The 26,818-nt window shown below is 75.1% G+C and carries 26 protein-coding genes and 1 pseudogene; 23 read left to right on the forward strand and 4 right to left on the reverse strand.

What is annotated here, in order from left to right; all coding sequences use genetic code 11:
* Position 1 precedes the first annotated feature (1 nt).
* From EV386_RS02300 to EV386_RS02390, 19 genes are all read left to right on the forward strand, one after another.
* Positions 2 to 865 carry an ABC transporter ATP-binding protein gene (locus EV386_RS02300; RefSeq protein ID WP_130411944.1) on the forward strand — a complete coding sequence of 288 codons (864 nt, stop codon included), beginning with the start codon at positions 2 to 4 and terminating at the stop codon, positions 863 to 865.
* Positions 862 to 1,650, forward strand: coding sequence for an IclR family transcriptional regulator domain-containing protein (locus EV386_RS02305; RefSeq protein ID WP_130411946.1), 789 nt, complete (start codon positions 862 to 864; stop codon positions 1,648 to 1,650). The genes EV386_RS02300 and EV386_RS02305 overlap by 4 nt, the downstream gene beginning before the upstream one ends.
* Positions 1,651 to 1,661: 11 nt before the next feature.
* The gene (locus tag EV386_RS02310) at positions 1,662 to 2,858 is read left to right on the forward strand and encodes a thiolase family protein (protein WP_130411948.1); all 1,197 of its coding nucleotides are present in this window, start codon (positions 1,662 to 1,664) and stop codon (positions 2,856 to 2,858) included.
* Entirely contained in the window at positions 2,855 to 3,541 is a 687-nt protein-coding gene (locus EV386_RS02315; RefSeq protein WP_130411950.1) for a 3-oxoacid CoA-transferase subunit A, read from the forward strand. Before EV386_RS02310 ends, EV386_RS02315 begins: the two co-directional genes overlap by 4 nt.
* Entirely contained in the window at positions 3,538 to 4,188 is a 651-nt protein-coding gene (locus tag EV386_RS02320; RefSeq protein ID WP_130411952.1) for a 3-oxoacid CoA-transferase subunit B, read from the forward strand. Before EV386_RS02315 ends, EV386_RS02320 begins: the two co-directional genes overlap by 4 nt.
* The gene (locus EV386_RS02325) at positions 4,185 to 5,384 is read left to right on the forward strand and encodes a 4-hydroxybenzoate 3-monooxygenase (RefSeq protein ID WP_130411954.1); all 1,200 of its coding nucleotides are present in this window, start codon (positions 4,185 to 4,187) and stop codon (positions 5,382 to 5,384) included. The genes EV386_RS02320 and EV386_RS02325 overlap by 4 nt, the downstream gene beginning before the upstream one ends.
* The gene (gene pcaH, locus EV386_RS02330; RefSeq protein WP_130411956.1) at positions 5,381 to 6,196 is read left to right on the forward strand and encodes a protocatechuate 3,4-dioxygenase subunit beta; all 816 of its coding nucleotides are present in this window, start codon (positions 5,381 to 5,383) and stop codon (positions 6,194 to 6,196) included. Before EV386_RS02325 ends, pcaH begins: the two co-directional genes overlap by 4 nt.
* Complete coding sequence (pcaG, locus tag EV386_RS02335) at positions 6,196 to 6,780, forward strand: protocatechuate 3,4-dioxygenase subunit alpha (RefSeq protein ID WP_207216451.1); 585 nt, start codon at positions 6,196 to 6,198, stop codon at positions 6,778 to 6,780. Before pcaH ends, pcaG begins: the two co-directional genes overlap by 1 nt.
* Entirely contained in the window at positions 6,773 to 7,951 is a 1,179-nt protein-coding gene (locus EV386_RS02340) for a lyase family protein (protein ID WP_165399810.1), read from the forward strand. Before pcaG ends, EV386_RS02340 begins: the two co-directional genes overlap by 8 nt.
* Positions 7,948 to 8,766, forward strand: coding sequence for an alpha/beta fold hydrolase (locus EV386_RS02345; protein WP_130411961.1), 819 nt, complete (start codon positions 7,948 to 7,950; stop codon positions 8,764 to 8,766). Before EV386_RS02340 ends, EV386_RS02345 begins: the two co-directional genes overlap by 4 nt.
* Positions 8,763 to 9,137, forward strand: a complete 375-nt coding sequence (gene pcaC, locus EV386_RS02350) for a 4-carboxymuconolactone decarboxylase (protein WP_130411963.1) — start codon at positions 8,763 to 8,765, stop codon at positions 9,135 to 9,137. The genes EV386_RS02345 and pcaC overlap by 4 nt, the downstream gene beginning before the upstream one ends.
* Positions 9,138 to 9,196: 59 nt before the next feature.
* Positions 9,197 to 10,336 carry an MFS transporter gene (locus EV386_RS02355; protein ID WP_207216452.1) on the forward strand — a complete coding sequence of 380 codons (1,140 nt, stop codon included), beginning with the start codon at positions 9,197 to 9,199 and terminating at the stop codon, positions 10,334 to 10,336.
* Between the two features lie 89 nt (positions 10,337 to 10,425).
* Positions 10,426 to 11,034 carry a hypothetical protein gene (locus EV386_RS02360; protein ID WP_130411967.1) on the forward strand — a complete coding sequence of 203 codons (609 nt, stop codon included), beginning with the start codon at positions 10,426 to 10,428 and terminating at the stop codon, positions 11,032 to 11,034.
* A gap of 31 nt (positions 11,035 to 11,065) precedes the next feature.
* The gene (locus EV386_RS02365; protein ID WP_130411969.1) at positions 11,066 to 11,737 is read left to right on the forward strand and encodes a copper resistance CopC family protein; all 672 of its coding nucleotides are present in this window, start codon (positions 11,066 to 11,068) and stop codon (positions 11,735 to 11,737) included.
* Positions 11,734 to 12,324 carry a copper chaperone PCu(A)C gene (locus tag EV386_RS02370; protein WP_130411971.1) on the forward strand — a complete coding sequence of 197 codons (591 nt, stop codon included), beginning with the start codon at positions 11,734 to 11,736 and terminating at the stop codon, positions 12,322 to 12,324. Before EV386_RS02365 ends, EV386_RS02370 begins: the two co-directional genes overlap by 4 nt.
* A gap of 11 nt (positions 12,325 to 12,335) precedes the next feature.
* A complete protein-coding gene (locus EV386_RS02375) occupies positions 12,336 to 13,586 on the forward strand; it encodes a Dyp-type peroxidase (protein ID WP_130411973.1) in 1,251 nt (416 codons plus the stop codon).
* Positions 13,587 to 13,698: 112 nt separating this feature from the next.
* Complete coding sequence (locus EV386_RS02380; protein ID WP_130411975.1) at positions 13,699 to 15,273, forward strand: Re/Si-specific NAD(P)(+) transhydrogenase subunit alpha; 1,575 nt, start codon at positions 13,699 to 13,701, stop codon at positions 15,271 to 15,273.
* 4 nt (positions 15,274 to 15,277) lie between these two features.
* Positions 15,278 to 16,684: a Re/Si-specific NAD(P)(+) transhydrogenase subunit beta gene (gene pntB, locus EV386_RS02385; protein WP_130411977.1), complete on the forward strand. Its 1,407-nt coding sequence runs from the start codon at positions 15,278 to 15,280 to the stop codon at positions 16,682 to 16,684.
* 120 nt (positions 16,685 to 16,804) lie between these two features.
* Positions 16,805 to 17,707: a ketopantoate reductase family protein gene (locus tag EV386_RS02390; protein ID WP_130411979.1), complete on the forward strand. Its 903-nt coding sequence runs from the start codon at positions 16,805 to 16,807 to the stop codon at positions 17,705 to 17,707.
* Between the two features lie 15 nt (positions 17,708 to 17,722).
* Here EV386_RS02390 and EV386_RS02395 read toward each other — a convergent pair whose 3' ends face one another.
* The gene (locus EV386_RS02395; protein WP_130411981.1) at positions 17,723 to 18,355 is read right to left on the reverse strand and encodes a LysE/ArgO family amino acid transporter; all 633 of its coding nucleotides are present in this window, start codon (positions 18,353 to 18,355) and stop codon (positions 17,723 to 17,725) included.
* Between the two features lie 81 nt (positions 18,356 to 18,436).
* Here EV386_RS02395 and EV386_RS02400 point away from each other — a divergent pair, with 81 nt between their 5' ends.
* On the forward strand, positions 18,437 to 19,315 hold the full coding sequence (locus EV386_RS02400; protein WP_130411983.1) for a LysR family transcriptional regulator ArgP: 879 nt from the start codon (positions 18,437 to 18,439) through the stop codon (positions 19,313 to 19,315).
* A 235-nt stretch (positions 19,316 to 19,550) separates the two neighbouring features.
* Here EV386_RS02400 and mqo read toward each other — a convergent pair.
* Positions 19,551 to 21,077, reverse strand: a pseudogene (gene mqo / locus EV386_RS02405) (malate dehydrogenase (quinone)); the annotation flags it as partial.
* Positions 21,078 to 21,232: 155 nt separating this feature from the next.
* Here mqo and EV386_RS02410 point away from each other — a divergent pair.
* From EV386_RS02410 to EV386_RS02420, 3 genes are all read left to right on the forward strand, one after another.
* Positions 21,233 to 22,633 carry an MFS transporter gene (locus EV386_RS02410; RefSeq protein WP_242607801.1) on the forward strand — a complete coding sequence of 467 codons (1,401 nt, stop codon included), beginning with the start codon at positions 21,233 to 21,235 and terminating at the stop codon, positions 22,631 to 22,633.
* Complete coding sequence (locus EV386_RS02415) at positions 22,630 to 23,142, forward strand: YbhB/YbcL family Raf kinase inhibitor-like protein (protein ID WP_207216453.1); 513 nt, start codon at positions 22,630 to 22,632, stop codon at positions 23,140 to 23,142. Before EV386_RS02410 ends, EV386_RS02415 begins: the two co-directional genes overlap by 4 nt.
* A gap of 302 nt (positions 23,143 to 23,444) precedes the next feature.
* On the forward strand, positions 23,445 to 24,722 hold the full coding sequence (locus EV386_RS02420; protein WP_130411989.1) for an MFS transporter: 1,278 nt from the start codon (positions 23,445 to 23,447) through the stop codon (positions 24,720 to 24,722).
* Between the two features lie 158 nt (positions 24,723 to 24,880).
* On the opposite strand, the gene EV386_RS18450 is transcribed toward EV386_RS02420, so the two are convergent.
* Positions 24,881 to 25,654, reverse strand: a complete 774-nt coding sequence (locus EV386_RS18450) for a DUF2599 domain-containing protein (RefSeq protein WP_207216454.1) — start codon at positions 25,652 to 25,654, stop codon at positions 24,881 to 24,883.
* Positions 25,651 to 26,799 (reverse strand): aminopeptidase P family protein, encoded by a 1,149-nt coding sequence (locus tag EV386_RS02430; RefSeq protein WP_130411991.1) that lies wholly within the window; start codon positions 26,797 to 26,799, stop codon positions 25,651 to 25,653. The genes EV386_RS18450 and EV386_RS02430 overlap by 4 nt, the downstream gene beginning before the upstream one ends.
* Positions 26,800 to 26,818: the final 19 nt, after the last annotated feature.

The raw sequence follows: 26,818 nt of genomic DNA on the forward strand, positions 1-26,818 counted from the left end.
GATGACCAGTCCTGCGACCACCCCCGAGCACGGCGCGCGCCTCGACGTGCGCGGCCTGCGCAAGGTCTACACCGGACGCGGAGAGCCGGTCGAGGCCATCGCGGAGCTCACCTTCGAGGTCAAGGCCGGCGAGCTCGTGTGCGTCGTCGGCCCCTCAGGGGCCGGTAAGACGACGCTGCTGCGCTGCATGGCCGGGCTCATGCCCGCCACCTCCGGCGCGATCACGCTCGGCGGCGCCCCGATCTCGGGGCCGCCGCCCGGCATGGCCGTGGTGCTCCAGGAGTACGGCCGCTCGCTGTTCCCGTGGATGAGCGTCGCCCAGAACGTCGACCTGCCCCTGAGGGAGAAGGGCGTGCGCCGCGCCGAGCGCCGCACCAAGGTCTCCGAGGCCCTGGCCGCCGTCGGCCTGGGCGACGTGCATGACGCCTACCCGTGGCAGCTGTCGGGCGGTATGCAGCAGCGCGTCGCGATCGCCCGCGCCGCGGCGTACGAGCCCCAGGTGCTGCTCATGGACGAGCCATTCGCCGCGGTCGACGCGCAGACGCGCTTCGAGCTCGAGGACCTCGTGCGGTCCCTGTGGCGGCGCCTGGGGGTGACCGTCGTGTTCGTCACGCATGACATCGACGAGGCGATCTACCTCGGCGAGCGCGTGCTCGTGCTCTCGGCCCGCCCCACCGTGGTGCTTGAGGACGTGTCCGTCGGCCTCGGCGCCGAACGCGACCAGCTCACCACCCGTGCGGACCCCGAGTTCGCGCGGCTGCGCACCCACGTCTACGAGCTGGTCCAGGCCGCCAAACGCGGCGCCCGCACCCTCGCCGACGCCCACCTGACCCACCCTGTCCGGATTGGCGGCGAGGCCCGATGACGGCGCCCGGTCCCGGCGCTCCGCACGGCGCGGAGTTCGTCCAGTCGCTGGAGCGCGGCTTGGCGGTCATTCGGGCGTTCGGGCCCGACCGCCCCGCGCTCACGCTGAGCGAGGTCGCCCGCGAGACGGGCCTGTCGCGCGCGTCCGCGCGGCGATTCCTGCTCACGCTCGTCGAGCTCGGCTACGTCGCCTCCGACGGCCGCGAGTACCGGCTGCTGCCCTCGGTGCTCGACCTCGGCTACGCCTACCTGTCGAGTCTGCGCCTGCCCGATGTCGTGACCCCGTACCTGCGCGACCTGTCGCGCGCGGTCGACGAGTCGACGTCGGTGGCCGTCCTGGACGGGTCCGACATGGTCTACGTGGCCCGGGTTGCCACGCGGCGCATCATGAGCGCCGCGATCCACGTCGGCACGCGGTTCCCTGCGTACGCGACGTCGATGGGGCGCACGCTGCTCGCGCACCTCGAGGGGGCCGTGCTCGACGACTACCTGGAGCGCACGCCGCTGCGGCCGCTGACCGCGCGCACCATCACCGACCCCGACGCCCTGCGCGCCGAGCTCGCCCAGGTGCGCGAGCGCGGTTGGGCGCTGGTGGACCAGGAGCTCGAGGAGGGTCTGCGCTCGGTCGCGGCCCCGCTGCGCGACGGCTCGGGCGCCGTCGTCGCCGCCGTCAACGTCTCGGCGCCCGTGCGCCGCGGCACGGTCGAGGAGCTCCTCGAGCACATCCTGACGCCGCTGCTCAAGGCGGCGGCGTCCATCGAGGCCGACCTGGGTCGGCTGCGGTAGGGGACGCGCACATGCGACACGCATTCGTCTACGACGCGGTCCGCACCCCGTTCGGGCGGTACGGCGGCGCCCTGGCCGGGGTCCGCCCCGACGACCTGGCGGCGTTCGCCCTCGCCGAGCAGGTGCGCCGCGCCCCCGACCTCGACCCGGCGCGCGTGGACGACGTCGTGCTGGGCAACGCCAACGGCGCCGGTGAGGAGAACCGCGATGTCGCGCGCATGGCCGTGCTGCTCGCGCGCCTGCCGCTGTCGGTGCCGGGGACCACCGTCAACCGCCTGTGCGCGTCCTCGCTCGAGGCCGCGGTGCAGGCCGCCCGCGCGGTCGAGTGCGGCGACGCCGACCTCGTCGTGGCGGGCGGGGTCGAGTCGATGTCCCGCGCGCCCTGGGTGCTGCCCAAGCCTGAGCGCGCGTTCCCGGCCGGCGACGCCGCCCTGGTCTCCACGGCGCTCGGCTGGCGCCTGGTCAATCCGCGCATGGACGCCGAGTGGACGGTCTCGCTGGGCGAGGCCACCGAACGGTTGGGCGAGAGGTACGGCGTGACGCGTGAGCGCGCCGACGCGTGGGCGCTTCGCAGCCACCGCCTGGCCCAGCGGGCGTGGGACGAGGGCCGCTACGACGACCTGGTCGTCCCGGTCCCGGGCACGACGCTCACCCGCGACGAGGCGATCCGCCCCGACACTTCGGCGCCCCGGCTGGCCGCGCTCGCCCCGGTGTTCCGCCCCGAGGGCGCGGTCACGGCCGGCAACGCCTCGCCGCTCAACGACGGCGCGTCCGCCGCGCTCGTCGGGTCGCAGGCCGCGGCCGGGCTCACGGGCCTGGACCCGCTCGCGCGCGTGGCGGGCCGCGCCGTCGTCGCCGGCGAGCCGCAGTACTTCGGGTACGCGCCCGTCGAGGCGGCCGAGCGCGCGCTCGCGCGCTCGGGCGTCGGCTGGGTGGACGTCGCCGCGGTCGAGCTCAACGAGGCCTTCGCCGCACAGACGCTCGCGTGCGTCGACGCCTGGGGCGTCGACGCCGACATCGTCAACGCCTGGGGCGGCGCCGTGGCCATCGGCCACCCGCTCGGCGCCTCGGGCACGCGCGTGCTGGGGACGCTCGCGCGGCGCCTGGTCGCCGAGCGCGCGCGATGGGGCGTCGCGGCCATCTGTGTCGGCGCCGGGCAGGGGGTCGCGGTGGTGCTGGAGAACGTCCGCAACGGGGAGGTCTCATGACGCGGGTCCGGTTCGCGCAGACGCCGGCCGAGGCGCTGGGGGAGGTCGCCGACGGGGCGACCGTCATGATCGGCGGGTTCGGCCCGGCCGGGCAGCCCGCCGCGCTCGTCGAGGCGCTGCTCGCGCACGACGCTCGCGACCTGGTCATCATCAGCAACAACGCGGGCAACGGCGACGACCCGCTCGCCCGGCTCGTGCGCGACGGGCGCGTGCGCAAGATCGTGTGCTCGTTCCCGCGGCAGACCGACTCGTGGCACTTCGACGACGCCTACCGCGCGGGGCGCGTCGAGCTTGAGCTCGTGCCGCAGGGCAACCTCGCCGAGCGGATCCGCGCGGCCGGGGCGGGCATCGGCGGCTTCTACACGCCCACGGGCTTCGGCACCCCGCTCGCGGCGGGCAAGGAGACGCGCCGCATCGACGGCGTCGACCACGTGTTCGAGCTGCCGCTGCGCGCCGACCTCGCGCTCGTGCGCGCGCACCGCGCCGACGGCGTCGGCAACCTCGTCTACCGCAAGACCGCGCGCAACTTCGGCCCGATCATGGCGGCCGCCGCGGCGCGCGCCGTGGTCCAGGTCGACGAGGTCGTGCCCACGGGCGGCCTCGACCCCGAGGCGGTGGTGACGCCCGGGATCTACGTCAGCGCGGTGGTCGCCTCCGCGTCCCGGGAGCGGGCGCCGGTATGAGCCCGGCGACGGCCGCGCTGACCAAGCGCCAGCTCGCCGCGCGCGTCGCGGCGGACATCCCACGCGGGGCGTACGTGAACCTCGGGATCGGCCTGCCGACGCTGGTGGCCGACCTGCTGCCCGCCGACGCCGACGTCACGCTGCACACCGAGAACGGGATGCTGGGGATGGGGCCTGCTGCGGCGCCCGGGCGGGCCGACCCCGACTTGGTCAACGCGGGCAAGACGCCCGTGACGGAGCTGCCCGGCGCCTCCTACTTCCACCAGGCCGACTCCTTCGCCATGATGCGCGGAGGGCACATCGACGTGTGCGTGCTCGGCGCGTTCGAGGTCTCGACCCGCGGCGACCTGGCCAACTGGTCGACGGGGGAGCCCGGCGCCGTCCCGGCCGTCGGCGGGGCCATGGACCTGGCGGTGGGCGCCCGCCGCACGGTCGTCATGATGACGCTGCTGACCAAGGACGGGCGCCCCAAGCTCGTCGAGACGTGCGCCCTGCCGCTGACCGGCGTGCGATGCGTCTCGCGCATCTACACCGACCTGGCGGTCTTCGACGTCGGGCCCACGGGCGCCCGCCTCGTCGAGACCTTCGGGACCACCGCCGCCGAGCTCGAGGACGCGCTCGGCCTGAGGCTGAGGAGAGCCGAGTGAGGGAGCGAACACGCGTCGCCGTCGTGGGGGGCGGGCCTGCGGGCCTGCTGCTGTCCCGTCTGCTGCGCCGCGACGGCGTCGACCATGTGGTGCTCGAGACCCGCACGCGCGAGCAGATCGAGGCCACCCACCGCGCGGGCATCCTCGAGGCGGGTGCGGTCGACGCGCTCGTCGAGGCGGGGATCGACCGGGTGCTGCGCGACGGCGACGAGCACGAGGGCATCACGCTGCGGTTCGACGGTGAGAGCCACCGCATCGACCTCGCCGGGCTCACGGGCCGCACCGTGTGGCTGTACCCGCAGACCGACGTCTTCACCGACCTGGCCGAGCGCGCGCAGGCCGACGGCGCCGACGTGCGCTGGCAGGCCACGGTGACGCAGGTGCTCGACCGGGACACCGCGAGTCCGGGGGTCCGCTGGACCGACGCCGAGGGACACGAGCACGAGCTGCGCGCCGATCTGCTCGTGGGAGCGGACGGCTCGCGGTCGGTGCTGCGACACACGCTCTCGGAGCAGGAGCGGCACACCTTCTCCCACGAGTACCCCTACGCCTGGTACGGGTTCATCGTGCAGGCGCCGCGCAGCGCGCCGGAGCTGGTCTACACCGCCTCCGAGCACGGCTTCGCGCTGCTGAGCCAACGCACGCCCACGCACCAGCGCATGTACTTCCAGTGCGACCCCGACGAGGACCCGGCGGCGTGGGACGACGCGCGCGTCTGGGAGACCATGCGGGCGCGCGTCGCGGGTCCCGACGGCTTCGCCGTGGCCGAGGGGCCCATCGTCGAGCGTTCGGTGCTGCGCTTCCGCTCGGCCGTCGTCGAGCCCGTGCGGCACGGGCGCTCGCTGCTGGTCGGCGACGCCGCCCACACCGTACCCCCGACGGGCGCGAAGGGGCTCAACCTCGCGATCGCCGACGTCGTCGTGCTGCACGACGTCCTCACGGGCTGGCTGCGCACGGGTGACGACGACGCGCTCGACGAGTACGGCCGCCGCGTCGGCGAGCGCGTGTGGCGCGCGCAGCACTTCTCAGCCTGGATGAGCCGCATGCTGCACTCCGCAGCAGGAGAGACCCCGTTCGAGGCGCGCCGCCGGGTCGCCGAGCTGCGCACCCTGTGCGCGTCCGAGGCCGGGCGCCGATACCTCGCCGAGGGGTACACCGGCTGGGGTCCGATCACCACACGGAAGGAGAGGCCATGAGCGACGACGACGTCGCGCCGATCAGCACCGAGCTCGACACCGCCTCCGACAGCCAGGAGCGCATCTCCTCGGAGATCGAGGCGGGCCACGCGGCCTACGCCGACGGCCGCGCACGCGGCGAGGTCGAGGAGCTCGGCCCACGCAAGGACTTCCCGCCGTACCGCTCCTCGCTGCTGCGGCACCCGACCAAGGACCTGCGCCACGCCGACCCCGAGACGATCGAGCTGTTCTCGCCCGTGTTCGGCGAGCGCGACATCAGCCCGCTCGAGGCGGACCTGACGATCCAGCGCGGCGGCGAGCCCATCGGCGAGCGCATCGTGGTGCGCGGCCGCGTGCTCGACGGCGGTGGGCGCCCTGTGCGCCACCAGCTCATCGAGGTGTGGCAGGCCAATGCCGGAGGTCGGTACGTGCACAAGCGCGACCAGCACCCGGCCCCCATCGACCCGAACTTCACGGGCGTCGGTCGCCTGCTCACCGACGACGACGGCCGCTACCAGTTCCAGTCGATCAAACCGGGGCCCTACCCGTGGAAGAACCACTTCAACGCGTGGCGCCCCGCGCACATCCACTTCTCGCTGTTCGGCACCGACTTCACCCAGCGGATCGTCACCCAGATGTACTTCCCGGGCGACCCGCTGTTCCCGCTCGACCCGATCTACCAGTCGATCCACGACCCGCGGGCGCGCGAACGGCTCATCGCGACCTACGACCACGACGTGTCGCGGCACGAGTGGGCGACCGGCTACCGCTGGGACATCGTCCTGACCGGGTCCAGGCGCACCTGGACCGAGCCCGAGGAGGGGGAGCACTGATGACGCTCGCACCGACGCCCGGCCAGACCGTCGGGCCGTTCTTCGGCTTCGCGCTGCCGTTCGCCCGCGGGCACGAGCTCGTCGATCCCGGCGCACCAGGCGCCGTGCGCGTGCACGGCACGGTCACCGACGGCCACGGCCAGCCCGTGCCCGACGCGCTGGTCGAGCTGTGGCAGGCCGACCCCGCCGGCCACGTCGTCCAACGGCACGGCTCGCTCCTGCGCGACGGAACCTTCACCGGGTGGGGTCGCGCCGAGACCGACCGCGCGGGCGGCTACTGGTTCCGCACGGTCGAGCCCGGCCCGACCGAGCCCGGGCGCGCCGCGTTCCTCGCCGTGACGGTGTTCGCCCGCGGGCTGCAGAACCGGCTGTTCACGCGTGCGTACCTCCCGGGCGACGACGCGGCGCTGGCGGCCGACCCGCTGCTGTCGGCGTTGCCCGCGGGCGACGCGGCAACGCTGGTCATGGACCGTGAGCCGGACGGCTCGCTGCGGTTCGACATCCGGCTCCAGGGCGAGCGCGAGACCGTCTTCCTGACCTACGACGGCGACGGGCACGCGGGCCGGGACGGTGTCAGTGCGTGACGTCGGCCTGCTGTTCCCGGGCGCCGCGGCCGACGCGGTCACCGACGACGTGGCCGTGGCACGCGCGCTGCTGGCTGTCGAGGCCGCCTGGGCGCGCGCCCAGGCCGGCCGCGGCGTCGCGCCCGGCGACGGCGCCGACGCGGTCGAGCGCGCGGCCGCCGCGCTCGGCGCTGACGCCGCGGCGCTCGCGGCCGACCTCGCGTCGACGGTCGGCGGAGCCAACCCGGTCATCGCCCTGGTCGCCCGGCTGCGGGCCGCGGCGCCCGAGGCCGCGCACGTGGTCCATGCGGGCCTGACCAGCCAGGATGTGCTCGACACGGCCCTCGTGCTGGTGCTGCGCGACGCCTGTCGCGCCGTCGCGGCCGACCTGGGCCGGGCGTGCGCGTCCGCCGCGGCGCTCGCGCGCGCCCACCGGGATGCGCCCGCGCTCGGACGCACGCTCGGGCAGGCGGCTGTCCCGACGACGCTCGGGGCGCGGTTCGCGGGCTGGCTCACCGGACTGAGCGCCGCACGCGCCTCGCTCGTCGACGTCGCGGCCGCCCTGCCGCTCGCGTACGGCGGCGCCGCGGGCGAGCTGTCCGGCGTCGCCGCGCTGACCGGCGACCCGTTCGCCCTCGTGGACGCCTGGGGCGAGGCGCTCGCACTGCCCGTGCCCGCGGGCCCATGGCACACCTCCCGCACGCCCCTGGTGCGCGCGGCCGCGGCGCTCGCCGAGGCCTGCGCCGCCCTCGGGCACGTGGCCGGCGACGTGCTGCAGGGCTGCCGTCCCGAGACCGGCGAGCTGCGCGAGCCCGCCGCCCCAGGTCGCGGGACGTCGTCGTCCATGGCGCACAAGCGCAACCCGGTGCTGGCGGTGCTGCTGCGCCGCTCGGCCATCGCGGCGCCGCCGCTCGCGGCGACCGTGCTCACCGCCGCCGGGCTCGCGCACGACGAGCGCCCCGACGGCGCGTGGCACGCCGAGTGGCCCGCGCTGCAGCAGCTCGCGCGGCATGCCGTGGTCGGCGCCGGCCTGGCCGCCGAACTGCTCGACGGGCTCGAGGTCGACGCCGCCGCAGCCGAGGCGAACCTGCGCGCCGCGCTGCCGGACGCGCGCGGCGTCGGGGCGGCGCCCGCCGTCGTCGACCGCGTCCTCGCCCACCTCGCCGACGTGAACCCTTCGGAGGAGCCATGACCGCCAGACCCGACCTCGGGGCCGTCTCATTCGCGCTGAGGGACGCGTCGCGCCCGCTGCTCGTGCTCGGCCCGTCGCTCGGCACGAGCGTCACCGCGCTGTGGCAGGACGTCGTGCCGCTGCTTGACGACGTCGTCGACGTCGTCGGCTGGGACCTCCCCGGACACGGCGCCGCGCCCGCCCCCGACCCCGCCGACCTCGACGGACTGACCGTCGCCGACCTGGCCGCCGCGGTGCTCGACGTCGTCGACGGCGCACAGGCCGAGCGCGGCGATCCCGGCGCCCCGTTCTGGTACGCGGGCGTGTCGGTCGGCGGCGCCGTGGGGCTGCGCCTCGTGCTCGACGCGCCCGAACGGCTGCGCGGCGCCACGCTGATCTGCACGGCCGCGCGGTTCGGCGAGCCCGAGGCGTGGCTTGAGCGCGCGCGTCTCGTCGCGGCCGCCGGGACGCCCACGCAGGTGATCGGATCGACCCAGCGGTGGTTCGGTCCGGGGTTCGTCGAGCGCGAGCCCGAGGTGGTGCTGCGGCTGCTCGGCTCGCTGCAGACCGCCGACCCGACCGGGTACGCCGCGGTGTGCCGTGCGCTCGCGACCTACGACGAGCGGACGCGGCTGGCGCCGACGTCGGTCCCGGTGGTCACCGTCGCGGGCGAGCACGACGTGCCCGCGCCGCCCGCCGCCCTCGCGCAGATCGCGGACGGCCTCGGCGCGCGGCGCCGTGAGGTGCTCGACGGGGTCGCCCACCTGGCCCCCGCCGAGGCGCCCGAACGGGTCGGGCGCCTCCTGCGCGACCTGATGATGGCGGCCGTGCGATGACCGGCGCCGCGGAGGGCATGCGCGTGCGCCGGCAGGTGCTCGGCGACGCCCACGTCGACCGGGCGGTGGCGGCGACGACGTCGTTCACGGCCGACTTCCAGGACCTCATCACGCGCTTCGCCTGGGGCGAGATCTGGACGCGGCCCGGCCTCGACCGGCGCACCCGCTCGATGATCACGCTCACCGCGCTCGTCGCGGGCGGGCACTGGGACGAGCTCGCCATGCACGTGCGCGCCGCGGTCCGCAACGGTGTGACGGTCGACGAGCTGCGCGAGGTGCTGCTCCAGACGGCGGTCTACTGCTCGGTGCCGAGCGCCAACCACGCGTTCGCCGTCGCGCAGGACGTGCTGAGCGAGGAGGGAATGCTCTGAGCGCCGTCGCCCCGCCGACCGCGGCGACCGTCCGCCGCGGTCTCGTCCTGGTCGGCGTCGTGGCGATCGCGGCGAACCTGCGCGCGGCGATCACCGTCGTCGGCCCGCTGGCCGACGACGTCGCGGCCGACCTCGCGCTGTCGGCCGCGCAGGTCTCACTCCTGGTGTCCATGCCGCTGGTGTGCTTCGGCGCGTTCGCGCTCGTCGCCCCGCGGCTCACGGCCCGCTGGGGCGTCGAGACGACGAGCGTCGTTGCGCTCGCGGCCCTCGCCGTCGGCGTCGTGGCGCGCTCGGCGCCGTGGGTTCCCGCCCTGTGGGGCGGGACGCTGCTGGTCGGCGCCGGCATCGCGACCCTCAACGTCGCGCTGCCCGCGATGGTCAAGCGCGACTTCCCCGCGCACGTCGGGCGGATGACGGGCGTGTACTCGGCGACCCAGTCCACCTTCGCCGCCGTCGCCGCGGTCGTGGCCGTGCCGCTCGCGGGCGTGCACCCGTCCGGGTGGCGGCTCGCTTTCGGTGTCTGGGCCGGGCTCGCCCTGGTGGCGATCGGTCTCGTGGCCCCGCAGCTGCGGGGGGCGCGCCGCCCGGACGCGCGCGCCGCGGCGGCGGTCCCGCCCGCCTGGCGCCCGCCCTGGCGCAGCGCGCTCGGGTGGCAGGTCGCCTGCTACATGGGGCTGCAGTCGACGTTCTACTACTCGGTCATCACGTGGTGGCCGTCGGTCGAGGCCGACGGCGGCGTCGGCGCGGGCGCCGCGGGCGCGCACCAGGGTGTGCTCCAAGTCGTCGGCATCGTCGCCTCGCTCGTGGCGGGTCGGCTCATCGACCGCAGTCGGCCGCGCGGGCAGAGCCGGCTCGTCGTGGTGTTCTCCAGCCTGTCGACGCTCGCGGTCGTCGGGCAGCTGGTCGCACCCGGCTGGTGGGCCGCCTGGATCATGTTGCTCGGGGCCGGGACCGCGGCCGTGTTCGTCACCGGGCTCTCGTTCTTCGGCCTGCGCGCCGAGCACCACGCCCAGGCCGCGGCACTGTCGGGCATGGCGCAGGCGTTCGGGTATGGCCTCGCGGCGCTCGGGCCCGTGACCATCGGAGCCCTGCATGATGTGACGCAGGGGTGGACCTGGCCGCTCCTGGCGCTGCTCGCGCTCAAGGTTCCCGAGGTCGCGTGCGGGGTGCTCGCGGGGCGCGCCCGCGTCGTCGGCTGACCGCGGGTCGCTGCTCAGGCCTCGCCGGGCCTTAGGGGCGATCCGCTACGGTGAAAGGGCATCTCGCCCGCCGAGCCGGAGGACCCGCCGTGGACGCACGCCAGGAGCGCATGCTCCGCGCAGCGCTCACGGCCGGCGTCAGCACCGTGGCGACGACCTTGGCCCACGCCCTGGCGGGCGGGCACGTCGCCCCGCCGCCGGTCCTGGCCCTGGTGCTCGCCTTCAGCACCCTCGGCGCGTTCATGCTGGGCGGCGCGCGAGTCACGCTGAGAGGTCGCGTCCTGTCGGTCGCCGCGTCGCAGGCGCTGCTGCACGTCGCGTTCACCGCGAGCGCCGGCGCGCACGCGCTGCGCGGCGCCGGGGACCCCGCGGCGCACGCCCACCACGCGGGCGTGGCCGGGTCGCTGGTCGTCGCCGCGAAGCCCGCGGCGGCGCACGCCGCGGCGATGCCATGGCTGCATGTCGTGGCCGGGGCGCTGACGGTCGCGGCGCTGCAGAGCGGGACGCACGCGCTGCGCTCGCTCGCCCGCGCCGTGCGCCTGGGTGTGGGGGTCGCGCTGAGGCTCGCGACGGCGCCCGCGCTTGTGGTCGCCCGGCGCCCGCGGGTCGTGCCCGCGCGTTGCCCGCGTCCGCGGGTGCTGGTGAGGGGGACGACGGTCTCGCGGCGGGGGCCTCCCGCGCTCGCGCCCGCCGTCTGACCACCCTGCTCCGACCTCACCCAAGGACGCCATGCTCCACCACGCCCGCACGGGGCGTGGGCCGCGGCTGCTCGCCGTCGTGTCCCTGGCCACCGCGACGGTGTTCGCGGCGGCCTGCCCCGCCCACGCCCATGACCAGCTTGTCTCGACCTCGCCGCCGGCCGAGTCCACGACCCCGCAGGCCCCGGCGCTGGTCGCGCTGACCTTCAGTGACGACCTGCTGGCGATCGGGACGACGGTGCTGGTCGTCGACGCGTCCGGATCCGACCAGGTGGTCGGCGACCCGCGGGTCGCCGGCCCGACCGTGACGGCCGACCTTCCCCCCGCACTGCCCGACGGGCCGTACGAGGTGCGCTGGCAGGTCGTGTCGAGCGACGGCCACCCGATCGCCGGGAGCTTCCGGTTCGGGGTGGGCGCGGACCCGCTGCCCGCCCCGGACGACGCCGCGGCCCCGAGCCCGGGCGCCACGGCGTCCGCAGACGCCACGCCGTCCGCGGACGCGGGCTCCGGCGGCGACCCAGGCAATTCGAGCGACGCGAGCGACGCGAGCGACGCGGACGGCAGCCGGACGCTGCGGATCGTCGCCACCGGCGTCGGCGGCGCCGTCGTCGGCCTCGGCCTGTTCGCGGCGGGGTTGTGGTGGGCGCGACGGCGCCCCCACGCCACCTCCTCCACCGACTCACACAAGGACAACGACTCATGATCGCCACGACAACCCGCCGCGCCGCCACGGGCGCGCTCACCCTCGCCGCCGCCACCGCGCTGCTCCTCGGCGGCTGCGCGACCGACGACGGCGCCGCGGCCGACACCCCGACCGGCGGCGCGACCCCCGCCACCGCCGCGGCCGACGCGCTGACAGTCACCGACCCCTGGGTCAAGGCCGCCGACGACGGCATGACGGCGGCGTTCGCCGTCCTGGAGAACACCGGCGACGCCGACGTCACGGTGGTCTCGGCGTCGACACCCGCCTCGCCCGACGTGCAACTGCACGAGACCGTCGAGGACGCCTCGGGCCAGATGGCCATGCGGGAGCGGGACGGCGGGTTCGTCGTCCCGGCGGGCGGCAGCCTTGAGCTCGCGCCCGGCGGCGACCACCTCATGCTCATGGGCCTCGCCGCCCCCATCGAGGCCGGCGACGAGGTCACGCTCACGCTCACGCTCGACGACGGATCGACGCTCGACGTCACCGCAGTCGCCAAGGACTACTCGGGCGCCCAGGAGAACTACCAGGGCGGCGAGGACGGCGACTCGGGCGGCATGGGTGACATGTCGGGCGACGGGCAAGGCTGACGGAGGCGCACATGAGCGACCGGGACCACGGCGGGGGGCGCCCGCTCACGCGGCGGCGCCTTCTGATGGGAGGCGCGGCCGCGGGGATCGGCGCCGCGGCCGCCATCGGCGGATCGGCGCTCGCCGGGAGCGGCGCGCGGCCCGCACCCGCCCCCGAGGCGTGCGCCGACCCGACCGCGATCGGCGCCGGCGTCGAGCCCTTCCACGGCGCGCGCCAGGCGGGGATCGAGACCACCCCCCAGGCGCACGCCGTGTTCGTCGCCCTGGACCTGCTCGCCGAGACCGACCGGGCGGCGCTGGGCCGCATGATGCGCGTCCTGACCGACGACGCCGCGCGGCTCACGCAGGGCAGGCCCGCGCTGGCCGACTCCGAGCCCGAGCTGGCCACGGTCCCGGCGCGCCTGACCGTGACGTTCGGGTTCGGCCCGGGCCTGGTCGAGCGCGCGGCGGGGCCGGGCGCCGTCCCGGCGTGGCTGCGGCCGCTGCCCGCGTTCGGCGTCGACCGGCTCGAGGACCGCTGGTGCGGCGGCGACCTGCTCGTGCACGTCGCCGCCGACGACCCGCTGACGCTCGCGCACACGGTGCGCATGCTGCTGAAGGACTCGCGCACCTTCGCCGAGGTGCGCTGGTCGCAGCCCGGGTTCCGGCGCGCACGCGGCGCCGAGCCCGAGGGCGCGACCATGCGCAACCTGTTCGGGCAGGTCGACGGCACCGTCAACCCGCAGCCCGGCACCGACGACTTCGACCAGGTCGTGTGGACGCACGACGGTCCCGACTGGCTGCGCGGCGGCACCAGCCTGGTGCTGCGGCGCATCCACATGGACCTCGACGGCTGGGACCGCCTCGACCGCGCGGGCCGCGAGCAGTCCGTCGGGCGCACCCTCGACACGGGGGCGCCGTTGACGGGCGCGCGCGAGCACGACGAGCCCGACTTCAAGGCCACCACGCCGCTGGGCTTCCCCGTCATCGCCGCGTTCGCGCACCTGCGCCGCGCCCGCTCCGACGACACCGCCCAGCGCATCTTCCGCCGCGCCTACAACTACGACGCGGACCCGGCCGGGACGGGCGGCGTGTCCAGCTCGGGTCTGCTGTTCGCCTCCTACCAGGCCGACGTCGACGCGCAGTACGTGCCGCTGCAACGCCGTCTCGACGAGCTCGACCTGCTCAACGAGTGGACGACGCCGATCGGATCCGCGGTGTTCGCGATCCCGCCCGGCTGCGCGCCGGGCGAGTACGTCGGCCAGACGCTGCTGGGCGCGTGACGCGCCGTGGTCTGCGGGTGACGTGAGCGGCGCGCAGAGAGACACGCAATTGTGTCTCCCGTCACCGCAGTCGGTAGGTTGCCCCCCGTCCCTACCGATCTGTGGAGGTCCCATGCGCATCGGCGTGCCCCGCGAGCCAGGACAGGGCCAACGGCTCGTGGCCGCGACCCCCGCCACCGTCGCGAAGCTCAGAAAGCTCGGGTACGAGGTCGTCGTCGAGCACGACGCCGGCGCCGCAGCCAACTTCTCCGACTCCGCGTTCACCGAGGCCGGCGCCAGCGTCGCGAGCACTGCGGAGGTCTGGGGCAGCGACGTCGTCATCGCCGTCGACGCCCCGGCCGACGACCGGCTCGCGCTGCTGCGCCCCGACGCGGTGCTCATCGCCCAGCTCTTCCCGGGCGCGCACCCGGAGCGCGTCGAGGCCTACCGCGACCGCGGGATCACGGCGATGGCGCTCGACGCCGTCCCGCGCATCTCGCGCGCCCAGGCGCTCGACACGCTCTCGACCATGTCGAACGTGTCCGGATACCGCGCCGTCATCGAGGCGGCCGCAGAGTTCCAGGGGATGTTCACCGGCCAGGTGACCGCGGCGGGCAAGACGCCGCCCGCCACCGTGTTCGTCATCGGCGGCGGTGTCGCGGGCCTGGCGGCCATAGGCACGGCGTCGAGCCTCGGCGCCGACGTGCGCGCGTTCGACGTGCGCCCCGAGGCGGGCGAGCAGATCGAGTCCATGGGCGCGACGTTCGTCCAGGCCGAGGCCGCCCAGCAGGAGGTCAGCGCCGACGGCTACGCCCGCGAGCTGACCGCCGACCAGGAGGCGGCGACCGCGCGCATGTACGCGCAGGAGTCCGCGCGCGCCGACATCGTCATCACGACCGCGCTGGTGCGCGGCAAGGCCCCGCGCACGCTGACCAACGAGATGATCGCGGCCATGCGGCCGGGCTCGGTCATCGTCGACCTGGCGGCGTCGGGCGGCGGCAACGCCGAGGCCACGGCGCCCGGGGAGCGGGTCGTGACCGAGAACGGCGTCGTCGTGCTCGGGTACACCGACCTGCCCGGACGCATGCCCGCGCAGACCTCGCAGCTGTACGGCACCAACATCGTCAACCTGCTCGCGCTGCTGACCCCAGGCAAGGACGGCGAGCTCACGCTCGACCTCGACGACCCGGTGCAGCGCGGCATGACCATCGCGCGCGCGGGCGAGGTCCTGTGGCCGCCGCCGCCCGTCGCGGTCTCGGCCGCGGCGCCGGCCGCCGACGTCGCGGCGGCGCCGACGCCCGAGCAGCACGCGGCCGAGCTCGCGGCCGCCGCCGAGAAGGCTGAGGCCCAGGCCACGCTGCGCCGTCGGCGCCTGACGTTCGGCGGCGCGCTCGCGGCCGTGCTCGTCATCCTCGGGCTGACCTACGGGCCCGGCGAGTTCCTGGGGCACTTCACGGTGTTCGCGCTGGCCGTCGTCATCGGCTTCTACGTCATCTCGAACGTCAGCCACTCGCTGCACACGCCGCTCATGGCTCAGACCAACGCGATCTCCGGCATCATCCTGGTCGGCGCGCTCCTGCAGCTCGGCAACGACAACCTCGTCGTCACGATCCTCGCGTTCGTGGCCGCGACCGTCGCGAGCGTCAACATCTTCGGTGGCTTCCTGGTCTCGCGCCGGATGATCGCCATGTTCCGGAAGGACGCGTGACCACGTGCTGACCCAGCTCGCCCAGGCCGTGTACGTCGTCGCGGCCATCCTGTTCATCCTCTCGCTCGCCGGCCTCGCCAAGCAGTCCTCGGCGCGCCGCGGCGTGACCCTCGGCATGGTCGGCATGGCCCTGGCGCTGGCCGCGACCGTCATGCTGGCCGCCGACCAGTCGCAGCGGCCCGTCGGCGTGACGCTCGGGCTCATCGTCGTCGTGCTGCTCATCGGCGCGAGCGTCGGCGCGTGGCGCGCCCGCAGCGTCGAGATGACCCAGATGCCCGAGCTCATCGCGATCCTGCACTCGTTCGTGGGCCTCGCGGCCGTCGCCGTCGGCTTCGACTCCTACCTCACCGAGCGCGTCCACGCGGGCGCGGGCGGCGCGGTGCACCTGGTCGAGGTGTTCCTCGGCGTGCTCATCGGCGCCGTCACCTTCACCGGCTCGATCGTCGCCTACCTCAAGCTCAGCGCCAAGATGAAGTCGGCGCCGCTGACCCTGCCGGGCCGCAACCTGCTCAACCTGGCCGCGCTCGTGGTCTCGGCCGGGCTCATGGTGTGGTTCGTCGCGGCGCCGTCGTCGGGCCTCGTGCCATTGGGCGTCATGACCGTCATCGCGCTGCTGCTCGGCTTCCACCTGGTCGCGGCGATCGGCGGCGGCGACATGCCCGTCGTCGTGTCGATGCTCAACTCCTACTCCGGCTGGGCCGCGGCGGCGGCGGGCTTCATGCTCGGCAACGACCTGCTCATCGTCACCGGCGCCCTCGTCGGCTCCTCCGGCGCCATCCTCAGCTACATCATGTGCAAGGCCATGAACCGCTCGTTCGTCTCTGTCATCCTGGGCGGGTTCGGCGCCGAGGGCGGGACGGTCGCCGCCGCCGGAGGCGCCGAGCAGGGCGAGCACCGCGAGATCCTCGCCGACGCCGTCGCCGACCTGCTGCGGGCCGCGAAGACCGTGGTCATCACCCCGGGGTACGGCATGGCCGTCGCCAAGGCGCAGTACCCGGTCGCCGAGCTCGTCTCGCGGCTGCGGGCGCACGGCGTGACCGTGCGGTTCGGCGTGCACCCCGTGGCCGGGCGCCTGCCCGGGCACATGAACGTGCTGCTCGCCGAGGCCAAGGTGCCCTACGACATCGTGCTCGAGATGGACGAGATCAACGACGACTTCGCGGACACCGACGTCGTCCTGGTCATCGGCGCCAACGACACCGTCAACCCGGCGGCGCTCGAGGACCCGTCCTCGCCCATCGCGGGCATGCCCGTGCTCGAGGTGTGGAACGCGAAGCAGGTCATCGTGTTCAAGCGGTCGATGGCCACCGGCTACGCGGGTGTGCAGAACCCGCTGTTCTTCCGCGAGAACACCGAGATGCTGTTCGGCGACGCGAAGGACCAGGTCGAGAAGATCGTCCAGGCGCTGTAGCGGCGCCCACCGCCGCGCGCGGGGGCGTTGCGACTCCGCGCGCGGCGCCACCGCCGCCGCGTGGCGGCGGGCGTGGCGCCTCCGCGCGCGGCGCTGGCCCGGTGTGCCAGGATGCCCGGCATGTCGACGCCACCGCTTGTCGTGATCGGTCCGGGCGCCATCGGGGGACTGGTGGCTGCGCTCCTGGAGCGCGCCGGGCGGCCGGTGACCGTCGTCGGGCGGCCGGGCTCACTCGCCCAGGTCGCCGCGCACGGGATCGCCGTCGAGTCCGACCGCGTCGGGGCGTGGCGGGCGCGGCCCGCCGCCGCGCCCGACGTGCCGCCGGGCGCGCGCGTGATCGTGGCGGTCAAGGCCGACGGCCTGGCCGCGGTCGCCGCCCAGGTGGCCGCCGCGCGGCCCACCGAGGTGCTCTCGCTGCTCAACGGGGTCGAGCATCTGGAGGCGCTGCGCGCGGCCGCGCCCGGCGCGCGCGTGGTCGCGGGCTCGATCGCGGCCGAGGCGCTGCGGACCTCGACGCCTGGAGACGGCCCGGTGACGATCCGGCACCGGGGGCAGATCCTGCGGGTCGCCGTTCCCGCCGTGGCCGCGGACCTCTCACTGACGCGCGCGCTGCGCGACACCGAGGCCGACGTCGCGGTGGGCGGCGCCCAGGCCGAGGTGCTGTGGCTCAAGCTGCGCTTCCTCGCGCCGCTCGCCCTGTTGACCTCGCGCGCGCAGGCGGGCATCGGGCCGGCGCTCGAGCGCGACCGCGCCGCGAGCGACGCGCTGCTGGCCGAGGTCGCCGCCGTCGCCACGGCCGAGGGCGTGCCCACCACGGGCGCCGAGCTGGGCGGCATCCTCACGGGGCTGCCGCCGGCCATGCGCTCCTCGCTGCAGGCTGACGTCGAGGCCGGACGGGTCGGCGAGCTCAACGCCATCGGCGGGGCGGTGCTGCGCCGCGGACGCCTCCACGGGCTCGCCTCGCCCACGCTCGCGCGCACGATCGACGAGATCGCCGCGGTGGCCGCGCGCCGCGCGGGGTAGCCCGCCCGGCCGCGCTCAGGCGCTCGGCGCGACCAGAAGGCCGACGGCGAGCGCGGTCATCACCACGGCGACACCGCCGTCGAGCGCGCGCCAGGCGACAGGGCGGGCGAACAGCGGGCGCAACAGCCGCGCGCCGTACCCCAGCCCCGTGAACCACACGAAGCTCGCGACGACCGCGCCGACCGCGAACCACCAGCGGCGCTCGCCGAGGCCCGAGGCGACGGAGCCCATGAGCACGAGCGTGTCCAGGTAGACGTGCGGGTTGAGCCAGGTCAGCGCGGCCGCCGTCGCGACGACCGGTCCGAGGCCGGCGCGGATCCCCGCGTCGTCGGCGCGCAGAGCCCCGCCGCTCGCGGTCAGCGCCCGGCGTCCGGCGAGTGCGGCGTAGGCGAGCAAGAAGGCCGCGCCGCCCCAGCGCAGCGTCCCGCCGAGCCACGGCACGGCGCGGATCAACGCCCCCGCGCCCCCGACGCCCGCCGTGATGAGCACGACGTCGGAGAGGGAGCACACGGCGACCACCGCGCCGATGTGCTCACGGCGCAGGCCCTGACGCAGCACGAACAGGTTCTGCGCGCCGATCGCGACGATGAGGGACAGGCCGAAGCCGAGGCCGGAGCCCGCGGCGAGCAGGGCGGGGGAGGTGAGCACGCCGTCGACCGTAGGCGGGGGCGTTCGCTGTAGTCCAGAGAATGTTTCTTGGGTATCAGTAGCAGCGCTTAAGATGTCGCCATGGAGCTCGCCCAGCTCGAAGCCCTCGTCGCCGTCGTCGACGAGGGGTCGTTCGATGCCGCCGCACGCGTCCTGCACGTCACGCCGTCGGCGGTGAGCCAGCGCATCAAGGCGCTGGAGACCTCCGCGGGGACGGTGCTGCTGCGGCGCACGCGGCCGGTCGCCGCGACGGGCGCGGGCGCCGACGTCGTGCGGGCGGCGCGGCAGGTGCTCGCCGTCGTGCGCGAGTCGGGGCTGCCGCGGCCGCGCGCGGGCGGCGCCGGGCTGCCGGTCGTGCCGCTCGCGATCAACGGCGACTCGCTCAACACGTGGGCGCTGCGCGCGCTCGCCGACGTCGCGCACCTGGCCGTGTTCGACGTGCACCGCGAGGACCAGGACCACTCGGCCGAGCTGCTTCGCCAGGGCGAGGTCATGGCCGCAGTGACCACGCAGGCCACACCGGTGCAGGGCTGCGTCGCCGTGCGGCTGGGCGTGATGCGCTACCGCCCGTTCGCGACGCCCGCGTTCGCCGAACGCTGGTTCGGGCAGGGGGTCACGCCCGCGGCGCTCGGCGCCGCGCCCGTCATGATGTTCGACCGCAAGGACGACTTGCAGGACCGCTACCTGCGCGAGCGGGCGGGCGGCCAGGTCGAGCCGCCGCGCCACTACATTCCCTCGTCGGCCGACTACGGGCGCGCCGTGCGGCTGGGGTTCGGCTGGGGTCTGCTGCCCGCCGAGCACTCGGCCGACGCCGAGGCCGCGGGGGAGCTGGTCGACCTGGACCCGGGCCGGCACGTCGACGTCGCGCTGCACTGGCAGCAGTGGTCGCTGCGCACACCGGTCCTCGACGCGGTCGCCGCCGCCGTCCGATCAGCCGCCCGCGCCGCCCTCCTGCCCTGACCCACCCCGGGTCGCCGCCCACGAGTTCGAGCATCCGCGCGGTGTTCGAGCAATCGTCGGGTTGGTCGAGCACTCGGGCGCTCGAACACGCCCCGGATTGCTCGAACACCGCTCGAATGCTCGAACGCGCGGTAGCCCGTGGGGTCGGGGACCCGATCGGGAGGAGGGCCGGTCGGATGGCGGTGCCGCGTGGGTGGGTGGCCCAGGTAGGGGGATGGCTCGGGTGGGTGGCTGGTCAGGCGCGGGCGTCGGCCTCGTACGCCTCGGCGTCCAGGACCAATCCGTGGGCGTCGGCGTGGGACTCGCCTGTGAGGGAGCCGGTGTCGGCGGGCACGCCGTCGAGGCTCGGCATCATCTGGGCCAGGCGGGGGCGCCACGCCTCGGCCTTCGCCGGGAAGCAGCGTCCCAGCAGCTCGACCATGGCCGAGACCGCGGTCGACGCGCCCGGCGAGGCGCCGAGCAGGCCGGCGATCGAGCCGTCCGCGGCGGCGACCACCTCGGTGCCGAACTCGAGCACGCCCTTGCCGTCTTTGTCGCGCTTGATGACCTGTACGCGCTGGCCCGCCGTGATGCGCTCCCAGTCCTTGGGCTGCGCCTGCGGGAAGAACGCCTGCAGGGTGCGGAACTTGGTCTCCGGGCGGGCCACGAGCTCGCCCACCAGGTACTGGGTCAGGTCCATGTTCTTCAGGCCCGCGCCCAGCATCGACGTGAGGTTGTGCGCGCGCAGCGAGGTGATCAGGCCCAGGTACTTGCCCTTCTTGAGGTACTTGGGGCTGAACCCGGCGTAGGGGCCGAACATGAGGTAGGACTCGCCGTCGACCACGCGCGTGTCGAGGTGCGGCACCGACATGGGCGGGGCGCCGACGTCGGCCTTGCCGTAGACCTTGGCCTGGTGGCGGGCCACGAGCTCCGGGTTGGACGTGCGCAGAAACTCACCCGAGATCGGGAAGCCGCCGAACCCGCGGATCTCGGGGATCCCGGCCGACTGCAGCAGGGGCAGGGCGCCGCCGCCCGCGCCGACGAACACGAACCGCGCGCTGACCGTATGGGTTCGCTCGACGGCGTTCCATGTGCGGTCCTTGACCTTGAGCCGCCAGCGTCCGTCCTTGGTGCGGCGAATGCCACGCACCTCGTGGCGCAGCCGCACGTCGGCTCCGCGCTCGACCATGGACGCGACGAGTTGGTGCGTGAGCGCCCCGAAGTCGACGTCGGTGCCGGCCGCGTTGCGGGTCGCGGCGACGGGTTCGGCGTCGTCGCGGCCCTCGACCAGCAGCGGCGCCCACTGCGCGATCTGGCTGCGGTCGGCGCTGAACTCCATGTCCTTGAACAGGGGGTGGGCGGTGAGGGCCTCGAACCGGCGGCGCAGGAAGTCGACGTTCCGCTCGCCGCGCACGAACGTCATGTGCGGGGTGCGCTGCAGAAAGTCGGTGCTGGTCAGCGCGCCCTGTGCGAGCAGGTGGTGCCAGTATTCGCGCGAGACCTCGAACTGCTCGTTGATCGTGACGGCCTTGGACACGTCGATCGAGCCGTCGCGGCGCTCGGGGGTGTAGTTGAGCTCGCACAGCGCCGCGTGGCCGGTGCCGGCGTTGTTCCACGGGTTGCTCGACTCGAGGGCGACGTCGTCGAGGCGCTCGTACAGGCGGATGGACCACGACGGCTCGAGTTGCTGCAGCAGCGTGCCGAGGGTGGCGCTCATGATGCCGCCGCCGATCAGGACGACGTCGACCTGATCCGTGGCGCTGGGGTGAACGGCAGTCATGGTCCGCGATTTTAGGACTACGTGAAAAGCGTCACGAAACCGTTCCGTCGTCTATGGCCCAGATCACAACGGGCGGTCAGAATGACCGTGAAATCGATCACAGCGCGCCATGGCCGCTCGTGACGCGACATCATCCCTCGGGTCGTAGCGTCGCGGGTGTGGCCGTCACCGCTCACGCACCCGACGACGGCGCGGTCCGCCGCCGCGTGCTGCTCGTCGCGATCCTCGCGACGTTTGTCGCGTTCCTCGACGGGACCGTCGTCACGGTCGCGCTGCCCGCGATCGGGCGCGAGCTCGGCGGCGGCTCGGACGCCGTGCTCGGGCTGCAGCAGTGGGTGGTCGACGCCTATCTCGTCACGCTCGGGTCGCTCATCCTGCTGGCCGGGTCCCTGAGCGACGTGTACGGACGCCGTCGGGTGCTCGCGGCGGGCCTCGTCGGATTCGCGCTCGCCTCCGCGGCGTGCGCGCTCGCCCCCACCGGCGCCGCGCTGGTCGCGGCGCGGGCGGTGCAGGGCGTCGCGGGCGCCCTCCTGGTGCCCAGCTCGCTGGCGATGATCGTCTCGGCGTTCGACGGCGAGGACCAGGGCCGGGCGATCGGGCGGTGGACGGCATGGACGGGCGCCGCGGCCATCGTCGGCCCGCTCGTCGGCGGCGTCCTGGTCGACACCCTGTCGTGGCGGTTCGTCTTCTGGCTGACCGTGCCCGTGTGCGTCATGACGACGGCGCTGCTGCGCCGGCTGCCGGGCGGCTCCCGCGCCCCGGACCGGCGGATCGACGCGCGCGGCGCCGCGCTGGCCGCCGTCGGGCTGGCCGCCACGGTCAGCGCGCTCATCGAGGCCGGACGGCTCGGCTGGGGGCACCCGCTGGTGGCGGGAGGGCTGGCCGTCGGGGTCGCCTCGCTCGTCACGTTTCTGGTGACGCAGGCCCGCTCGCGGGACCCGATGCTGCCGCTGCGCCTGTTCAGCGCGCGCAACTTCGCCTGGGGCAACGCCGCGACCGCGGCCATCTACGGCGCACTCGGATTCGGCGGGTTCCTCGTGACGCTGTTCCTGCAGCAGGTCGCGGGCTACCCCGCGACGCTCGCAGGCCTCGCCCAACTCCCCGCCACCTTCGCCATGCTGGGCCTGTCGAGCCGGTTCGGCGCGCTCGCCGGGCGCTACGGCGCTCGCGCCTTCATGACCGTGGGTCCGCTGCTGGCGGCGGCCGGCTTCCTCCTGATGCTGGTCACCGACGCCGGCGCGCACTACTGGACCCAGGTGCTGCCCGGGATGCTCGTCTTCGGCCTCGGACTGGCCGTGACCGTCGCGCCGCTGACCGCCGCGATCCTCGGCGCCGTCCCACCCGCCGACGCGGGCATCGCCTCGGGGGTCAACAACGCCGTCGCGCGCGTCGCCGGACTCGTCGTCGTCGCGCTCGCGGGCGTCATCCTCGGTGGGGCGCTCGACGTCGGAGCGTTCCACCGGGGGCTCCTGGTGACGGCGGCGCTGTTCGCCGTCGGAGGGCTGACGAGCCTGGCCGGTATCCGGCGCCCCGCAGATGGTGGCACGCTCGGCTCGTGACCACGATCTCCTGGGTGGGACGCGCGCTGCGCTCCCGCCGCGCGGGGACCGGACGCGGCGTCGTCGCGCTCCTGGCCCCGGACCTCGCTGCGACCCTCACCGTCGCCTCGCCGTCGTTCGACGACGGCGGCCCGATCCCGCCGCGGCACGCCGGGCCGGGCGTCGGGCAGAACGTCTCGCCGGCGCTCGACTGGTCCCCGGCGCCCGCCGGGACCGCGCAACTGCTGTTCGTCATGGAGGACCCGGACGTGCCGGCGCCGCGTCCGATCGTGCACAGCCTCGCGGTCTTCGACGCCGGGGTGACCGGGGTCGGGGAGGGCGGGCTCGGGCGCTACTCGGGGCCGCGGGCGCTGCCTGGCCACGGGCCGCACGTCTATGGCCTTCACGTGTTCGCGCTCGACCGGGTCGTCGTGGAGCCGGGCGCGAGACCGCGGTTCTTCGACGTCGTGCGGCGGGCGCGCGGTCATGTGATCGCACGTGGAGCGCTGTTCGGCGTCCAGGAGCGCTGACCGCTCAACCCCGCCCTCACGCCGACCGCCGCCCTCCCTCGCGCCGACCGCCCCGCTCCCTCGCGCTGTGTTCGAGCCGTTGTCGACGTGGTCGAGCCCTCGGGCGCTCGAACTCCGCCCGATCGCTCGAACTCCGCTCCAATGCTCGAACTTCGCCCCACCGTTCGAACGCAGGGCGGGGCGGCGGGCGCAGTGCGCGGGCGGGGTGCGGCGGGTGCGGCGGGCGGCGGCGGGAGGGGTGCGGGGGTCTGGGCGCGGCGTTCGGTTCGTGCGTGTGGGTGGTGCGGGTGAGGATCGGCGTCGTGTCACACTCCTCCGCGCGCTCCGGCGCCGTCGCGTTCTGGACCGAGCTGCCCCGTGACGGCCGATGGCTGCTGTCCACCGTCGTCGTGCAGTTCTTCGGACGCGGCCTCACGCTGCCGTTCACGATCATCTACCTGCACGAGGTGCGCGGGTTCTCGCTCGGTCTCTCGGGCACGCTCATGGGGCTCATCGCCGTCGTCGGGCTCGCGGTGACCGGGCCCGCAGGGGCCCTCGTGGACCGGTTCGGCGCCCGCCGCGTGGTGCTCGTCGGACTGCTGATGGGCATCGCCGGGCTCGCGCTCCTGGCGTTCGCCACCGTGCCCGTCGTGGCGGGTGTGGCGCTGTGCCTGTTCGGCGTCCAACTCGGGGTCGCGTGGCCCGCCATCAACGCGCTCGTCGCCACCGTCGTGAGCGGCGACCTGCGCCAGCGCTACTACGGCGTCAACTTCGCGCTGCTCAACCTGGGCATCGGCGTCGGTGGCGTCGTCGGCGGGTTCCTGGTCGACGTCGAGCGGCCGGGCACGTTCGTGGCCGCCTTCCTGGTCAACGCGGCCACGTTCGCGGCGCCCGTCGGCGTGTTGCTCGGCCCGCTGCGCGGCCTGCACGGCCGGGCGGCGCGCCCCGACGACGACGGCGCGGCGCGCGTCGGATACCTCGCCATCCTGCGCCGCCCTGAGGTGCTGTGGCTCACCGGTCTGGCGCTGCTCGCCTCGTTCGTGGGATACGGCCAGATGGAGGGCGGGTTCCCGGCGTTCGCGCGACAGGCCGCCCAGGTCTCCACGCGCATGGTCGGGTTCGCGTTCGTGGTCAACACCGTGGTCATCGTGGCGGCGCAGTTCTGGGTCATGAACCGGGCGCGTGGACGGCGGCGCACGCGCGTGCTCGCGGTCATGGCGGGAGTCTGGGCCGTGGCGTGGCTGGTCCTGGGCACGACCGGACTCGTCCCGGGTGGGCTCGCGGCCGCAGCCGGCGTGCTCGTCTTCCACGGCGTCTTCGGACTCGGCGAGACGCTGCTGCAGTCGGCCTTGCCCGCCCTGACCAACGACATGGCGCCCGACCACCTGCGTGGGCGTTACAACGCCGTCAACTCCGGCGCGTTCCAGGCGGGCACGATCGCGGGGCCGATCGTCGCGGGCTTCCTGCTGCAGCACCACCTCGCGGGCGGGTTCATCGCCGTCGTCGTGGCGGGTTGCGCGGCGCTCGCCGGCACGGCGCTTGCGCTCGAACGACGTGTGACGCCGCACGTCAACGGCGTCCAGGCGCCAGCCCTGCGGTAGTCGTCCGTCCGGCCAGCCGAGGGTGGCCCGGTCGCCGGGCGGGTGGGCCCCGCTGTCGGCGGCACGGTGGAGGTGACTGGCGGGTGAGCGCGAGGTGGTCGGCGAGGTGGTCGGCGAGGTGGGGAGGCGCGCTGACTGACAGCGCGGCGCCGCGTTCCTCAGGTGGGGTTGCAGCGCGCCGCCATGGTCGCGAGCAGCCCCACCTCGGGGCGCCACGGCTCCAGGTTCCACGTCGCCTTGTCGGGCGCGCCGATCGTGTGACAGATGAGCTGGTCGCGCATGGTCGTCGTGTCGGCTTCCGGCTCCGCTGCGATGAGCTCGGCCCACACGAGCTCACGCCCCGCGTCGCCCGCGCGGCGCGCCCAGCCGGTGGGCGCCACCGCAACGGAGCGGCCCCCCTCACGCTCGCCCCAGGTCGCCGAGACGATGCCGCGCGTGCCGAGCGTGAACGTGACGGGCTGGGCCGCCTGGGCCGCGCCCGGTGTCGGCAGCCGCAGCTCGGCTCGGCCGGCGCCCACGACCGCGAACCGCGCGCCGCTCGACGGCGCAGAGAGTCCGCCCACGAGCGCGCCGTCCGCGGCGAGCACCGCCAGGCCGCCGTCGGAGTAGGCCTGCAGCGTGCCGCCGCCCGGCGCGAGCCTCACGCCGACGACGCCTGACGGCACTGCGGCGGGGTCGACGGACACCGTGACCGCGCCGTCCTGCTCGGGGCCCACCGTGGCGGGCGCGTCGTGGACGTCGCCGCCCGGTAGGGAGAGCAGGAGCGCCACGGGGCCGGCGGTGACGCTCAGCGGCAGGGCCTCGGAGTCGGCGGCGCTCGCCGGCGTCGGGGGCGGCCCACTCGGCGCCGACCGCGGATCGCCCGAGCACCCGCCGAGGGCCGCGGCCAGCAGCGCGACGGCGGCGAGCGTCGTCGTCGGACGCGGCCTCATCCGACGATCTGCAGCTCGCGCGGCGAGACGTTGAGCCGGCGCGCGCCTTCGGGCTCCGCCTCGTCGAACGCCACCACGATGTCCTCCACGCGCACACCGAAGCGGTCGGGCAGGTAGACGCCGGGCTCGACCGAGAAGCACATGCCCGCGGCGATCGGCGTGGTCTCGCCCTCGACCATGTACGGAGGCTCGTGCGTCGTCAGGCCGATGCCGTGCCCCGTGCGGTGGATGAAGTGCTCGCCGTACCCGGCGTCCTCGATGACGCGGCGCGCGGCCCGGTCGACGTCCTGGCAGGTGGCGCCCGGGCGCACGGCCTCGACGCCGGCCCGCTGGGCGGCGCGCACGACGTCGTGCGCCTCGCGCTCGACGGCGGTGGGCTCGCCCACGTGCACGGTGCGCGTCGTGTCGGAGCCGTAGCCGTCGGCCAGGCCGCCGAAGTCGAGCACCACCATGTCGCCCTCGCGGATCACCGTGTCGTCGGCCTCGTGATGCGGGTCGGCGCCGTTGCTCCCGGCGCACACGAGCGTGAAGTCGACCTGCTCGTGGCCGTGTTCGCGCAGCAGCGCGTCGAGGTCGGTCGCGATGTCGCGCTCGCGCCGACCTGCGAACGGCCGCCGCACGATCTCGGCGAACGCGGCGTCGGCGCCCGCCCCGGCGGCGGCCAGGCGCGCGACCTCCTCGGGGGACTTGACCGCGCGCAGCAGGGGCAGCGCCCGCGTGAACGGGGTCCACACCGTGCCCGGCAGCGTGCGCTGCAGGCCGAGCACGTGCAGCGCCCACGCCGAGTCGCTGATCGCGTAGCGGCCGCCGGGGTGCAGCAGCCGTGCGGCGGCGGCGTGCTCGTCCTCGCCGTCGGTCCACGCGAGCGTCTCCACCGGCCCGACGGCGCCTTGGCGCAGGTCGTGCTCCTCCAGCCGCGGCACGACGGCGAGCGCCTGGGCGACGCCGTCGGGCTCCGCGCCCGTCGGCGCGGCCGGGACGTACAGCAGCGTGAAGCGCTCGCCCGCCGTCGAGGCCGGGTAGCCGAGGAAGTAGGTGAGGTCAGGGCCTGGCGTGACCACCACGCCGTCGAGCCCGGCGGCGGCCGCCTGCGCGGCGGCTCGACGGCGGCGGTCGGCGTAGACGTGCGGGGCGAAGGGGGTCATGCGTCCACGGTAGAGCGCG

This window comes from Xylanimonas ulmi, assembly GCF_004216535.1.
In the GTDB taxonomy this organism is placed as follows: domain Bacteria; phylum Actinomycetota; class Actinomycetes; order Actinomycetales; family Cellulomonadaceae; genus Xylanimonas; species Xylanimonas ulmi.